The following is a 12591-nucleotide window of genomic DNA, read 5'->3' on the forward strand; positions in this document are numbered from 1 at the left end:
CATGCAAGCGAGTGTTTCCAGGAGCGAGCATGCTAACCAGCGAGTTGCAGGAACCGGAGGCGGAGCAGCGCCGCCTCGCGGAGCTGTCCCGTTACGCCATCACGCTGGACGCGTCGGATCCCAAGCTGGATCTGATCACCGAACTGGCCATCAAGTCGGTGGGCGCCGACATCGGCGGCATCAGCATCGTGTATCAATCGCAGATCTGGCTGCCGTCGCGGGTGGGCATGGATGTGCGTCACGTGCCGCGCGCCGGCTCGTTCTGCACCTGGGTGGTGGGCAAGGCCTCCGAGGCCGATTTTTTTGAAGTGCGGGACGCCAGCCAGGACCGCCGCTTCCGCAACAACCCGCTGGTGACTTATCCGCCGCATTGCCGTCATTACGCCGCCGTGCCGCTGCATGGCGCGCGCGGCTACCTGCTGGGTACGCTGTGGGTGATGAGCAAACCGGTCCGCCGGCTCGAGCCCGAACAGGTGATGATGTTGCGCGGCATGGCCAGGCTGGTGGTCGACACGCTGGAACTGCGTTATTGCGACGAAGTGACCGGCATGTCCAACCGCAACGTGTTCGTGCACCATCTGCAGCTGGGGCTGGAACAGACCACCATGCCGCACGTGGTGGTGGGCTTCGTCGACCTGGCCGACTTCCGCCGTCTCAACGATGTGTTCGGCCGCGCGCAAGGCGACCTGGTGCTGCGCGAAATCGGCCAGCGCCTGGCCGGCTGGGCCGGGCCGGAGAACCTGGTCGGCCACCTCGGCGGCGACCAGTTCGCGTTCGCGCTGTTCGGCGAGCGCGACGAGCACGCGCTGCTGCTGGAACAGCTCAAGGACGTGATCAGCCGGCCGCTGGCGGTGGGGCGCGGCAGCACGCATGTGCTGCATGGCCGGATCGGCATCGACCACCACGATTCGCCGTATGGCGGCTCGGCCGTGGCGCTGCTGGACGCGGCCGACACGGCGGCGTCGTCGATCGGCGGACCGCTGCAGCGCAGCACCGTCAAGGAATACGGCGCCGAGCTGCTGGCGCGCTCGCACATGGTGTTCGAACTGCAGGCGGCGCTGGACCGCGAGCCGCAGCACGGCGCGCTGATCGCCCACTATCAACCGCAGGTCGATTACGCGCGCGGCACGCTGATCGGGTTGGAAGCGCTGGTGCGCTGGCAGCATCCGGTACGCGGCATGGTGTTCCCCAACAGTTTCATCCCGCTGGCGGAAAGCACCGACAAGATCTACCAGCTGGACATGCTGGTGCTGGAGCAGGTGTGCCGCGACATGCGCGCCTGGCTGGACGTCGGGCTGCCGGTGGTGCCGGTGTCGCTGAACTTTTCGCGCCGCTCGCTGCTGCATCCGCAGGTGATCGGCGATCTGCAGGCGCTGCTGGCGCGTTACGCCATCGACGGCAGCATGCTGGAGTTCGAGGTGACCGAGAGCCAGCTGCTGGAAACGGGCGAGGTGGTGGCGCCGCGCGTGGCGCAGTTCCGCGCGCTGGGCGCGCGCATCGCGGTCGACGATTTCGGCACCGGCTATTCCAACCTCGACGCCATCAGCAGCTTCCCGTTCGATCGCCTGAAGGTGGACCGGCAGTTCGTGCACGGCGTGGCCGACAGCGACAAGGTGGCAGGCCTGTTCCACCTGATCCAGGGCATCGCCGAGCTGTTCAAGGCCGAGCTGCTGTGCGAGGGACTGGAGGAGGAGGCCGATCTGGCCTGGCTGGCGCAGCGCGGCGCGGACCGCGTGCAGGGCTGGTATTTCAGTGCGGCGCGCACGCCGGAAGCCATCGTGCGCATCCTGACCGTCCTGCGCGAGCGCACGCCGGACGCGCCGGCGCTGACGGTGCAGCAACTGCGCCTGCTGCTGCAACGCGCTTAGCGGCTGCTTCAAAAAGCCCGCAGCCTGGTTGCGGCTCCTCGCCATGCAAGCGCACTGTCATCGTCGCCGCGCCTCGCCGCGCGCATTTTGAAACCGCCTTCTAGAGGTTTTCGCTCAGGAACACCAGCGTGTGGCCGTGCGCTTCGGCGGCGCCGCGCTGCTGGTAGGAGCTGCGGTGGTTGCAGTTGAAGCCGTGCTCGGCGCCTTCGTAGATGTGGATCTCGACCTGCTCATTGTCCTCGAAGCGTTCGGCGATGCTTTTCACCGCGTCCATCGGAATATGGCTGTCGGCCGAGCCGAAGTGCATCAGCAGCGGCACCTTGATTTCCGGCGCGCGGTCCAGCGCATTCTGGATGCCGCCGCCGTAATAGGCCACGGCGGCATCGACCAGGCCGTTGGCGGCCGTGTGGTAGGACAGGCGGCCGCCGAAGCAGTAGCCGAGCGACGCGATCTTCGCGCCGGCGGTGGCGTCCAGGCCGCGCAGCACCTTGAGCGTGGCGGCGATGTCTGTTTGCGCCTTGGCGAAGTCGGTGGCCTGCATCAGTTCGACCGCGCGCTTCCAGCCGGCGTCGTCGTAACCGAGTTCGATGCGGGCGCCATGACGCCAGAACAGGTCGGGCGCCAGCACCACGTAGCCGTCGGCGGCGTACTGGTCGGCGACGTTGCGGATGTGCTGGTTGACGCCGAAGATTTCCTGCAGCAGCACCAGGCCCGGCCCCTTGCCGCCGCGCGGCAGCGATAGGTAGGCGCCGAAAGTGCCGTCATCGGTGGTGACGTCCAGCCACTGGGAATTGGTTTCCATGGTCTTCCTTGTCGTGGTTCAGAAAGCGGCCATGCTACTCCGTTTTGCGGCGCCGTGCAGCGCGGCTCAGTTGCAGCTCAGTTATAGATTTCGCGCGTGTAGACCACCGGCCCGGAACGGTAGGTGCCGAAGGTGATGCGGCCCGGATCGGTGAATGGCAGATAGGGAATCACGGTGGTCAGGGTCAGCTTGGCAGACCCGGTGGCCAGGGGAGCAGCGACCACAATGATGCCCTTTCCGTTCTTGAAACTCAGCGGCGAATTGGTCTGCAGCTTCAGCTGGTTGCAGTTGAGTGTGCTGCCGCTGCAGTCGAACAGCACGCTGCCGGAAGTCAGCGACACGTTATAGCCGCTGTCCGGCGATACTGGCCCGTACAACGGGTTAAAGATCCATACCGGCGTGCTGGAGCCGGACGCCACATAGTAATATTGCGCCCGCACCTCGACCGGCAGTGCGGCGTTGGCCGAGCCGTACGCATTGGCAGTCTGTGTGCGTCCGCTGACCAGCGTGATGGAGGGCTCGATGCCGCCCAATTGCGAGGTGGCGCCATCGGCATCGGTGGCGCGCACAAAAACGGTGGTCTGAGCACCAGGCGAGATGGCCGCGCCCGACTGGCTGGCAAGCTCGCTGAGGAACTTCAGCCCCGGCAGGCTGATGCTGCTGAGCTGGCCTACACCGGCATTAAAGGTATAGGCATAACTGTCCTTGGTGCTGGAGGATACATCGGTCACGGTGGCCGCCGCCGCGCCATTGGCGCCAGCCGCCGCCGACAGCTTGATCGCCTGGGCGACCGCATCGCGGTAGTTTTGCGACACCCCGCCGGCGCTGTCCTTGTACGCGGTGACCTTGAGCGGAAAACCCTGGCCGGAATAGACAAAATAGTCGGTGGCGCCGGCGCTCGCGCAGGGATTGCTGTAGCTGCTCATCGCGGCGCAGCTCATCAGATTTTTGCTGGACAGGATGACGCTGTCGAAATGATGCGGCACGAAACGCAAATCCAGTTTGCCGACGGGATTAAAACCGGTCACGCTCTTGCCCATGTAGTAGCCGCTGCTGTTGGCCACCTTGACGTCCAGCGTAAGCGTGCCGGTCTCCGGAAATATCCATGATCCCGTGCTGTCGCTCCTGCTGGTGGCGACGCCGTTATAAATCGCGTTGAAAGCGCCCTTCGTCATGGCACTGATGCCGGCGCCGCCGGCGGGTTGACTGAGGCTCGGCGCAATGACAAAGTTCTCCTGGCTGCTTTCCCGGCCAAAGTTGGGCGTCACCTGCTTGTTGGCGTTCAGTGCGCTGACGGTCAACTGGAAGGCGTCGCTGGCACGCGCGAAAGCGCCGTTCTTGAGCACATACGGTAGCGCGACCAGCGATTTGGCATCGATTTTGAAGCTGTCGGGCGAGGTGGTGAAATTGGTGTTGCCGCTGGCGCCCAGATTGGCGCTGGTGTAACTGGCGCTGATGCTCATCTGGCCTACGTCGGCATACGACAGGCTGGGCGTGGCTTTGCCGGTGTTGTCGAACGTAATGTTAATGGCTTTGCTGGCGCCGCAAGTGATCTGATTGGCGCTACCGCTGCCGCCGACCGACACCGGCAAGCCGCCAGCCTGCGCCGCGCTGGATGGATTCATGTAGCCGCAACTGAAGGTGACCGGCACCGTGCCTTGCACCAGCGGCACGCAGGTACCGGGATTTTGCGCAGAGGCCTTCAACGCCTGGATGGTCAGCGTGGCGCCGCTCATGGACACGTGATCCGGCGCGCTCAGTTGCAGGCCGGCGTCGCTGAACACCATGTTGCAGCTGGTGTTGTTGGCGCCCGAGTTGACGCAGGTGTTGGCGTTGCTGATGGCGCTGCTGGTGGCCGACAGCGTCGCCGTGCCGGCGGTCGGCTGGCTGACCGTGCCGCTGCCGCTGCCGTTGAAGCTGACGCTGCCGCCATTCGGCGACAGGGTGACGGTGGTGCCGCCGTTGTAGGTCGAGCTGCAAGTGGCGTCGGCGCAGGCTTTCAGCTGCACGGTCTGGGCCTGGCAGGTCAGCCCCTGACCGCTGTGGGTGATCTGGATATGGTGGGCGCCGGACGCGGCCGGCGCGCCGCAGGTCGGATGGTAGTTGGCATCGGCCTTGGTGACGCAGCTGCACAGTGCCGCGCCCGGTCCGGTGCAGGTGATGGTCTTGGTGACGCTGGCGCCCCAGTCGAGGTAGATCGCGTTGACCGCGGCGTTGCCGTTGATGACGTCGCCGCTGGCCTTGGTGGTGACGTTGCGCGCCACCAGGTCGCCGTTGATGGTATCGCTGGAGCCGATGCTGACATCGCCCGTCATGGTCACCTTGCCGTTGATGACCACGCCGCCGTCGTTCATGGTCAGGGCGCCGCCGCTGACGTTGCCGTTGATCGAGTTGTTGCTCTCGATGGTGACCGAAGAGCTGGCCTTGATGTTGCCGTTGACCGAGCTGTTGCTGGCCTTGACCAGTACCGTGGGCGCGGTCAGGTCGCCGACGATGCTGACGTTGGAGGCCAGCGTGATGGTTTTGCTGGCGGTCAGATCGCCGACGATCTTGGTGGTCGAGCCGCTGCCGATATTGATGTTGGTGGCGCTGATGTCGGCGATGAACGATTGCGCCTGGTTGCCGGCGCTGAAGGTGCCGCCGGCCGTGAAGGTGCCGCCGCTGACTTTCAAATTGTTCGGGTTCATGTCGGCGATGTTGATGTCGCCGTTACCCTTGGTCAGCAGCTGGGCGCTGCCGCTCATCTGCAGGCTCTGGTTATAAGTGAAGCTGACCGAGGAGTTGACCTGCACCGTGTAGCCGCTGGCGATGATGATGACGTCGGTATCGCTGCTGTTCGGCAGGCCGCTGTTGCAGGTATAGACGGTGCCGCTGAGCGGGCACACCGGCACCACGCCGCTGCCGTTGAAATTGAACGTGGTCGCCCGGGCCGCGGCGGCGCACAACATGAACAGAAAGACAAGCCACACGGAACGTAGTTTCATAAATCACCTGAATATGTGCCTGAATTATAGGCGGATTCAGCTACTAGTTTCCGTGTGGCACCCTCATGAACGCTTAAATTAACGCTTGAGCCGGCCGAAAGCGTCGCCTGCTTTCCACGTTTGCATCTTCGGCTGGTTGGCGACGTAGTAGCCGAGGTTGAGCGTGAACTGCGCCTGCTGCACCATGCCGGACAGATCCCAGTCGGCGTGGTATTCGTCGGACGGCTGGTGATAGTCGTTCTTGAACGCCACCAGACGCGCGCGCGACTTCTCCTGGTCGTTGACGAAATCGAAATAACCGTCGCCCGAGAACACCGCCGAGCCGACGTTGAAGGCCGGGACGCCGCTGCGCGCGAAGTTGAAGTGGTCGGCGCGGAAGTAGGCGCCCGACAGGTCGGGAATGGCCGGCGCCAGTTTCAGGCCCATCTGCTTCGCCACCACGCCGGCCGCCTCGTACAGGCTGCTGCGCTCGGCGCCGGCGACGCCGATGTCGCGCGTCTTGCCGACGAAGTTCATGCTGTCCAGATTGAGGTCGGCGCTGGTCTTGTTCAGCGGCCAGGCCGGATGCTGCACGTAGGCGGCGCTGCCCAGCAGGCCGGTTTCCTCGCCCATCGGCCACAGGAAGACCTGGGTGCGCCTGGCCGGATGCTTGACGGCTTCCTGCGCCATGGCCAGCAGCGCGGCCGCGCCGGAGGCGTTGTCGATGGCGCCGTTCCAGATGTGGTCGCCCTTGGCGCTGTCGTCGATGCCCAGGTGATCCCAGTGAGCCGAGTAGACCACCGCTTCTTCCTTCAGCTTGGGATCGCTGCCGGGGACGATGCCGACCACGTTGTAGTCCTCGATCTGGCGGATCGCGCTCTTGATCTCGGCGTGCACCTTGAGCTTCAGGTCGACCGGGCGGAAATCGCGGCGCTCGGCGTCGGCGCGCAGTTTGTCGAGGTCGAAGCCGCCGGCGGCGAACAGCTTTTGCGCGGTGTCTTCCTGCAGCCAGCCTTCGATCGGGTTGCCGCTGCCGGCCAGGTGGAAGCGCTCGTGCGCGAAGCTGGTGGCCGGCACGCTCCAGCCGTAGGAGGCCGACGGCGTGGTGTGGATCAGCAGCGCGCCGGCCGCGCCCTGGCGCACCGCTTCCTCGAACTTGTACAGCCAGCGGCCGTAGTAGGTGTAGGCCTTGCCGGCGAAACGGTTGGGCTCCTCGGCGGTCGGTTGCGGGTCGTTGACCATCATGACCAGGATCTTGCCCTTCATGTCCACGCCCTTGTAGTCGTCCCATTTCTCCTCCGGAGCGATGGCGCCGTAGCCGACGAACACCAGCGGCGCGTCGATGCTGATGTTGTCCTTGCCGCCCATGGTGCCGAACACGATCTCGCTGGCGTTGGCGGGCGTGATGCTGTTGCCGCCGGCGGCGTCGAAGCGCACGAAGCTGCCGGGCAGCAGCTTGGTGCCCTCGATCTTCACCGCCTGCCGATAGCCGCCGTCGGCCAGCGGCTTGAGGCCCAGCACGGCCGCCTGCGTCTCCAGATAGCGCACCGCCAGGGCGCCGCCGCGCTGGCCGGTGCCGCGGCCTTCCAGCATGTCGTCGGCCAGGAAGGACAGGTGAGCGCGCAGCGGCGCCTCGGCGACGACGGGTTGCTGGGCATGGGCTTGCAGGGCAAGGCCGGCGGCGAGGGCGATCAGGGTCAGACGCATGCTTACTCCGTAGATGATGAAGGCAGAAACCGGTCATCTTACTTGAATTCAGCGTGCGCGGGCCACCATTGGTGCCTGCCGGGAATCATGGTGGGCCGTGGCGCGGCACTGCCGTCGGGCGGCGCGCGGAACTAGAATCGTCCGCACTCCCTGTGATCGGAAAAGGAACTGTTCATGCGTATTCTTGCTCATACCCTGGCCATGGCGCTGGCGGCGGGGCCGTTGTTGGCGGCCTCGGCGGCCGAGGTGCAATCCATCTCGCGCCTTGCGGCAGGTCCGGACGATATTCTGTTTGTGGCTGACTGGAAAGCGGCGCGCGTGCATGCGATCACGCTGCCGCCGGCGACCCCGCCGGCGGCCGGCGCCGTGTTCAATATCCTGGACCTGGAGCCGCGCCTGGCGCGGCAGGTCGGCGGTGCGCGCGTGAGCGTGGAGGACATGGTGGCGCGCCCGGGCAGCGGCGAGGTGCTGGTCGCCTTCAGCTATGGGCCCAAAAAACTGCCGGCGCTGGTGGCGATCACCGCCGACGGCAGCCGATCCGCGCCATGAGCTTTGCCAGCTGGGGCGGCAAGGAGTATCTGGTGGCGGCCTACACCTGCACGCCGCTGGTCACCATCCCGCTCGATGCATTGATGGTGCGGGGCGGGAACCAATCCATCCTGCCATCTGGGAGTATGCTTCTGGTTTTATTCTCCGAAAGGGTGCGGCCATGAACCCCATCAACGTGCTGTTGCAGACCACCATAGAAACCACCGACAACGACTGGCACATCGGCCGCTTTTCCCTGCTGCGCGATCTGCTGGCCAGTCTGAAAGACGCAGAAGGGCGGCCGTTGTTCGCCGTCACCGCGCGCGATCGCGGCCCGGTCGGACGGCCCGATCCAGTGCTGTCGACGCTGGCGGACAGCGATTACGATCAGGTCTGGCTGTTTGCCGTCGATACCGGCGACGGCCTGCATGCGCAGGACCGCGCCGGTCTGGAAGCCTTCCATCGCCGTGGCGGCGGCCTGATGCTGACGCGCGACCACATGGACCTGGGCTGCTCGATCTGCTCGCTGGACGTGCTGGGCGGACTGCACCTGTTCCACAGCCATAACCGCGAGGCCGGCAGCGCGCCGCCGGCGCCGGACGACCGCGGCACACCGGCCATCCTGTGGCCGAACTTCCATTCCGGCGCCAATGGCGACGCCCAGCGCATCACCATCGAAGGCGAGCGGCACCCGGTGCTGGAAGGCGTCGACTACCTGCCCGCGCATCCCCACGAGGGCGCGGTGACGGCGCCGGCACATTCGTCCTCGGCGCGCGTGATCGCCACCGGCATCAGCAAGGCCACCGGCCAGCGCTTCAACCTGGCGGTGGCGGTGGCACCGTCGGACGGACATGGTCCGGCGATCGCGCAATCGACCTTCCACCATTTTGCCGACTACAACTGGGATCCGGCCATGGGCTGTCCCGACTTCGTCAGCGAGGCGCCCGGCGACGGTCTGGCCGCCAACCCGGAAGCGGCGAGGTCGGTGCGGCGCTACGCCGGCAACGTCGCGCGGTGGCTGGGCGGCCGGTGAGTCCATGGTGCTTGCTTGTAAGCAAACGTAAGTATCGGTAAGACTTGTAAAGGTGGTCAACGGGGCGGTAGCGGCCGGCGTTTTTTGCTCATGCGACACGGGAATCGTCCCGATGCCGAAACCTCGAAAAGGAAACACATCATGACCAAAGTAATCGCTTCTCTGATCGCCGGCCTGTTCGCAACCGCAGCATTCGCCCAGGCGCCTGCGACTCCCGCAGCCGCTCCGGAAACCAAGCCCGCGGTGGAAAAGACCGAAGCGAAACCTGTCGCCAAAAAGAAGGCCCACAAGGTCAAGAAAGAAGAATCCAAGACCGTTGAAGCAGCACCCGCCGCCGCAGCGCCAGCAGCAAGCAAGTAATACCATATAAACCGTATAAACAGTTCAAGGAGTCCAAATCATGAAAAAGATTATCGCCACCCTGATCGCCGGCCTGTTTGCTTCCGCTGCCTTTGCCCAGACCCCGGCACCCGCCGCCTCGGCTTCGGCCGCCGCGTCGGCCTCGACGCCGCCGGCCGCCAGCGCACCGGTCGTGAAGAAAGCGCACCACGGCAAGAAGAAGGAAAAAGCCGCCGCCGAGGCAGCATCGTCGGCAGCACCTGCCGCCGCCGCTCCCGCCGCCAGCAAGTAATCCGCATCCGCGCGTGACGTACCGCCCCGGACCCTCCGGGCCTGGGCGGTGCAAGAGGAAGGACGGCTTCCAACCCCGTCCCCCTGCACATCGGGGTCAGAGCCGACATTCGGACATTGAGTCGCGCGCGACTCAATGTCCGAATGTCGGCTCTGACCCCGATCCTAGCGGCGCAGTTCTTCCAGCAGCACTTTATGGAAGGCGGCCGGGTCTTCCATCTGCGGAGCGTGGCCCATGCCTTTCATCTCCACCAGATGGCCGTGCGCCAGCTTCTTCACCGCTTCCTTGCCCAGCACGTCGTAGCGGCCGATGCGCGCCTTGACTTCGGCCGGGGCGGCATCCTTGCCGATGGCGGTGGTGTCGGCGTCGCCGATGATCAGCGATACCGGCGCCTGGATCAGCGGGAATTCATAGATCACCGGTTGTGTCAGGATCATGTCGTAAATCAGCGCCGAGTTCCAGGCGACGATCTTGTGTCCCGGTCCCGCGTTCAGACCGGCCAGCATGTCCACCCATTTTTCATACTCGGGCTTCCAGCGGTTGACGTAGTAGGTGCTCTTTTCGTAATTGCGCACGCTGTCGGCCGAGAGTTTCAGTTCGCGCTCGTACCACTGGTCGACGCTGATCGGCGGCACGCCCAGCGCTTTCCAGTCTTCCAGCCCGATCGGGTTGACCAGCACCACGCGCGACACCGCCTGCGGGTACATCAGCGCATAGCGCGCCGCCAGCATGCCGCCGGTCGAATGGCCGACCACGATGGCACGGTCGATGCCCAGCTGCTTGAGCAGGCCGTTGGTGTTGGCGGCCAGCTGCTGGAAGGTGTACTGGTAGTGCTCCGGCTTGGTGGAGGCGCAAAAGCCGATCTGGTCCGGCGCCACCACCCGGTAGCCGGCCTGGCTCAGCGCCGCGATGGTCTGTTCCCAGGTGGCGCCGCAGAAGTTTTTACCGTGCAGCAGGACGGCGGTCTGGCCGTTGGCCGCGCCGCTCGGCTTGACGTCCATGTACGCCATCTGCAGCGCCACGCCTTGCGAGCTGAAAGCATAGTGCTGCTGGGGATAGGGATAGGTGAAACCCTGCAGTTCGGGACCATAGGTAGCGGCCAGCGCCGGCACGGCGGACAGGGACATGGCCAGGGAGAGTAGCAGTTTGCGCATGGAGTCGGCTCCGCGGATGAGACAAAGCGCTACTATAGGCGCTTCGCCGGATTCGTGCATTTTGCCGGTCATTTCGAGTAAAAAAACGCCAGTTCGGCCCAGACAATGTAAACTACGCGTCAATTTCTTTCGCAATTAGGCGATTCGAACAATTTTTGTGAGTGACGCCATGTCTGCATCCCCAGTATCCCCAATTGCCCTTTTTTCTGATCTCCATCTCGGCGCGCCGCTGCTGCAGGCGCTGAATGACGTCGGCTACGAGTCGCCGTCGCCGATCCAGGCCGCGACCATCCCCTTGCTGCTGGACGGCCAGGACGTGCTGGGCCAGGCCCAGACCGGCACCGGCAAGACCGCCGCCTTCGCGCTGCCCATCCTGGCGCGCATCGACATCAAACAGACCGCGCCGCAGGCGCTGGTGCTGGCGCCCACGCGCGAGCTGGCGATCCAGGTGGCGGAGGCGTTCCAGACCTATGCCGCCCACATCCCCGGCTTCCATGTGCTGCCGATCTACGGCGGCCAGAGTTACGGCCCGCAGCTGTCGGCGCTGCGCCGCGGCGTGCACGTGGTGGTCGGCACTCCGGGCCGCGTGATCGATCACCTGGACAAGGGCTCGCTCGACCTGTCGAAGCTGAAAACCCTGGTGCTGGACGAAGCCGACGAGATGCTGCGCATGGGCTTCATCGACGACGTCGAGCGCATCCTGCAGGAGACGCCGGAGTCGCGCCAGACCGCGCTGTTCTCGGCCACCATGCCGCCGGCCATCCGCCGCATCGCCAATACCTATCTGCGCCAGCCGAAGGAAATCACGGTGGCGGCCAAGACCGGCACCAACGAGAACATCCGCCAGCGCTACTGGCTGGTGTCCGGCATGCACAAGCTGGACGCGCTGACCCGCATCCTGGAAGCCGAGAACTTCGACGGCATGATCATCTTCTCGCGCACCAAGCTGGGCACCGAGGAGCTGGCGCAGAAGCTGCAGGCGCGCGGCTTCTCGGCGGCCGCCATCAACGGCGACATCCAGCAGGCGCAGCGCGAGCGCACGGTGCAGATGCTCAAGGACGGCAAGATCGACATCCTGGTGGCGACCGACGTCGCCGCGCGCGGCCTGGACGTGGAGCGCATCTCGCACGTGGTCAACTACGACGTGCCGCACGATCCGGAAAGCTATACCCACCGCATCGGCCGCACCGGCCGCGCCGGCCGCAGCGGCGAGGCGATCCTGTTCATCACCCCGCGCGAAAAAGGCTTGCTGAAGATGATCGAGCGCGCCACGCGCCAGCCGATCGGCCAGCTGGAGCTGCCGACCATCCAGGCGGTGAACGATGTGCGCATCGCCAAATTCAAGCAGCAGATCACCGACACGCTGGCCGAGGGCGGGCTGGAACAGTTCCAGTCGCTGATCGAGGATTTCGAGCAGGAGCACAATGTGCCGGCGGTGGAGATCGCCGCCGCGCTGGCCAAGCTGGCGCGCGGTGAGGTGCCGCTGCTGCTCGATAAAAAGCAGCAGACGCAGTGGGAGGAGCGCCCGGCGCGCCAGAGCTTCGACCGTCCGGAGCGTGCGGAACGCGGCGAGCGTCCCGAGCGCGCCGAACGTTTCGGCAAGAAGGAGCGCATCGCGCGCGAGTCGGAGCCGGGCATGCGCACCTACCGCATCGAGGTCGGCTACCAGCACGGCGTCAAGCCGGGCAACATCGTCGGCGCCATCGCCAACGAGGGTGGCATCGATTCGAAGAACATTGGCCGCATCGAGATCTTCGACGATTACACGGTGCTGGACATGCCGGACACGCTGAGCCGCGAGGCGCTGGAAATGATGGCCGGCATCCGCGTCGCCGGCCAGCCGCTGCGCATCAGCGTCGACGGCGAGGGCGCGCCTGCGCCGGCCGCAGCTGCGCCGGCCCGGGC

The 12591-nt window shown here is 65.4% G+C and carries 11 protein-coding genes; 7 read left to right on the forward strand and 4 right to left on the reverse strand.

From position 1 onward, the window contains the following. Positions 1 to 29 precede the first annotated feature (29 nt). Positions 30 to 1868 carry a GGDEF domain-containing protein gene (locus tag E4L98_RS24565; RefSeq protein ID WP_135204164.1) on the forward strand — a complete coding sequence of 613 codons (1839 nt, stop codon included), beginning with the start codon at positions 30 to 32 and terminating at the stop codon, positions 1866 to 1868. Between the two features lie 100 nt (positions 1869 to 1968). On the opposite strand, the gene E4L98_RS24570 is transcribed toward E4L98_RS24565, so the two are convergent. The 3 genes from E4L98_RS24570 to E4L98_RS24580 all read right to left on the reverse strand — a co-directional run bounded on the left by E4L98_RS24570 (position 1969) and on the right by E4L98_RS24580 (position 7340). Then, positions 1969 to 2670, reverse strand: coding sequence for a dienelactone hydrolase family protein (locus E4L98_RS24570; RefSeq protein WP_135204165.1), 702 nt, complete (start codon positions 2668 to 2670; stop codon positions 1969 to 1971). A gap of 77 nt (positions 2671 to 2747) precedes the next feature. Next, a complete protein-coding gene (locus E4L98_RS24575; RefSeq protein WP_135204166.1) occupies positions 2748 to 5654 on the reverse strand; it encodes a DUF6701 domain-containing protein in 2907 nt (968 codons plus the stop codon). 78 nt (positions 5655 to 5732) lie between these two features. Next, on the reverse strand, positions 5733 to 7340 hold the full coding sequence (locus tag E4L98_RS24580; RefSeq protein WP_135204167.1) for a M28 family peptidase: 1608 nt from the start codon (positions 7338 to 7340) through the stop codon (positions 5733 to 5735). A gap of 174 nt (positions 7341 to 7514) precedes the next feature. Here E4L98_RS24580 and E4L98_RS24585 point away from each other — a divergent pair, with 174 nt between their 5' ends. The 5 genes from E4L98_RS24585 to E4L98_RS24600 all read left to right on the forward strand — a co-directional run bounded on the left by E4L98_RS24585 (position 7515) and on the right by E4L98_RS24600 (position 9532). Beyond that, a complete protein-coding gene (locus E4L98_RS24585; protein WP_135204168.1) occupies positions 7515 to 7889 on the forward strand; it encodes a hypothetical protein in 375 nt (124 codons plus the stop codon). Beyond that, positions 7886 to 8053 carry a hypothetical protein gene (locus tag E4L98_RS30180; RefSeq protein WP_167761438.1) on the forward strand — a complete coding sequence of 56 codons (168 nt, stop codon included), beginning with the start codon at positions 7886 to 7888 and terminating at the stop codon, positions 8051 to 8053. Before E4L98_RS24585 ends, E4L98_RS30180 begins: the two co-directional genes overlap by 4 nt. Next, a complete protein-coding gene (locus E4L98_RS24590; RefSeq protein ID WP_135204169.1) occupies positions 8050 to 8901 on the forward strand; it encodes a hypothetical protein in 852 nt (283 codons plus the stop codon). The genes E4L98_RS30180 and E4L98_RS24590 overlap by 4 nt, the downstream gene beginning before the upstream one ends. A gap of 141 nt (positions 8902 to 9042) precedes the next feature. After that, the gene (locus E4L98_RS24595; protein WP_135204170.1) at positions 9043 to 9261 is read left to right on the forward strand and encodes a hypothetical protein; all 219 of its coding nucleotides are present in this window, start codon (positions 9043 to 9045) and stop codon (positions 9259 to 9261) included. 40 nt (positions 9262 to 9301) lie between these two features. Beyond that, complete coding sequence (locus E4L98_RS24600) at positions 9302 to 9532, forward strand: hypothetical protein (RefSeq protein ID WP_135204171.1); 231 nt, start codon at positions 9302 to 9304, stop codon at positions 9530 to 9532. Between the two features lie 164 nt (positions 9533 to 9696). Here E4L98_RS24600 and E4L98_RS24605 read toward each other — a convergent pair whose 3' ends face one another. Next, complete coding sequence (locus E4L98_RS24605) at positions 9697 to 10686, reverse strand: alpha/beta fold hydrolase (protein ID WP_135204172.1); 990 nt, start codon at positions 10684 to 10686, stop codon at positions 9697 to 9699. A 169-nt stretch (positions 10687 to 10855) separates the two neighbouring features. Between E4L98_RS24605 and E4L98_RS24610 the strand changes: the two genes are divergently transcribed. Beyond that, positions 10856 to 12591, forward strand: a 1736-nt coding sequence (locus tag E4L98_RS24610) for a DEAD/DEAH box helicase (protein WP_135204173.1), incomplete at its 3' end; no start/stop codon positions are given.

It is taken from the genome of Duganella callida (assembly GCF_004614165.1).
Classification (GTDB): domain Bacteria; phylum Pseudomonadota; class Gammaproteobacteria; order Burkholderiales; family Burkholderiaceae_D; genus Rugamonas; species Rugamonas callida.

Coding starts and splice junctions, on each gene's coding strand:
- E4L98_RS24580 (WP_135204167.1), bottom strand. CDS start 7,340: ATGCGTCTGACCCTGATCGCCCTCGCCGCCGGCCTTGCCCTGCAAGCC.
- E4L98_RS24570 (WP_135204165.1), bottom strand. CDS start 2,670: ATGGAAACCAATTCCCAGTGGCTGGACGTCACCACCGATGACGGCACT.
- E4L98_RS24595 (WP_135204170.1), top strand. CDS start 9,043: ATGACCAAAGTAATCGCTTCTCTGATCGCCGGCCTGTTCGCAACCGCA.
- E4L98_RS24575 (WP_135204166.1), bottom strand. CDS start 5,654: ATGAAACTACGTTCCGTGTGGCTTGTCTTTCTGTTCATGTTGTGCGCC.
- E4L98_RS24565 (WP_135204164.1), top strand. CDS start 30: ATGCTAACCAGCGAGTTGCAGGAACCGGAGGCGGAGCAGCGCCGCCTC.
- E4L98_RS24600 (WP_135204171.1), top strand. CDS start 9,302: ATGAAAAAGATTATCGCCACCCTGATCGCCGGCCTGTTTGCTTCCGCT.
- E4L98_RS24585 (WP_135204168.1), top strand. CDS start 7,515: ATGCGTATTCTTGCTCATACCCTGGCCATGGCGCTGGCGGCGGGGCCG.
- E4L98_RS24590 (WP_135204169.1), top strand. CDS start 8,050: ATGAACCCCATCAACGTGCTGTTGCAGACCACCATAGAAACCACCGAC.
- E4L98_RS30180 (WP_167761438.1), top strand. CDS start 7,886: ATGAGCTTTGCCAGCTGGGGCGGCAAGGAGTATCTGGTGGCGGCCTAC.
- E4L98_RS24605 (WP_135204172.1), bottom strand. CDS start 10,686: ATGCGCAAACTGCTACTCTCCCTGGCCATGTCCCTGTCCGCCGTGCCG.